This window comes from Citrobacter sp. TBCS-14, from assembly GCF_005280805.1.
Classification (GTDB): domain Bacteria; phylum Pseudomonadota; class Gammaproteobacteria; order Enterobacterales; family Enterobacteriaceae; genus Citrobacter; species Citrobacter gillenii.
The window spans coordinates 1-219 of sequence record NZ_SZWM01000786.1 but is presented as its reverse complement, the minus strand read 5'-3'; the positions used below and the strand labels follow the sequence as shown (position 1 = coordinate 219).

The following is a 219-nucleotide window of genomic DNA, read 5'->3' as shown; positions in this document are numbered from 1 at the left end:
CTTTCAGCTGTGCCACCGCCGCCTGCAGGGCGTCTTCTTTTTCAGCCCGCACGTCAGTACTGATCCATTCCAGATGCGGGCCACATGCCGGACAAGCAACAGGCTGGGCATGGAAGCGACGGTCATACGGGTCACGATACTCTTTGTCGCATTGCGCACAGAGCGGGAACGACGCCATCACGGTCAACGGACGGTCATACGGCATGGCGCGGATAATGG

Annotated in this window: 1 protein-coding gene; it reads right to left on the bottom strand. The window is 59.8% G+C overall.

Translation table 11 applies throughout. The annotated features are described in order from the left end of the window. Positions 1-219, bottom strand: a 219-nt coding sequence (locus tag FDX22_RS21320; RefSeq protein WP_186805407.1) for a hypothetical protein, incomplete at both ends; no start/stop codon positions are given.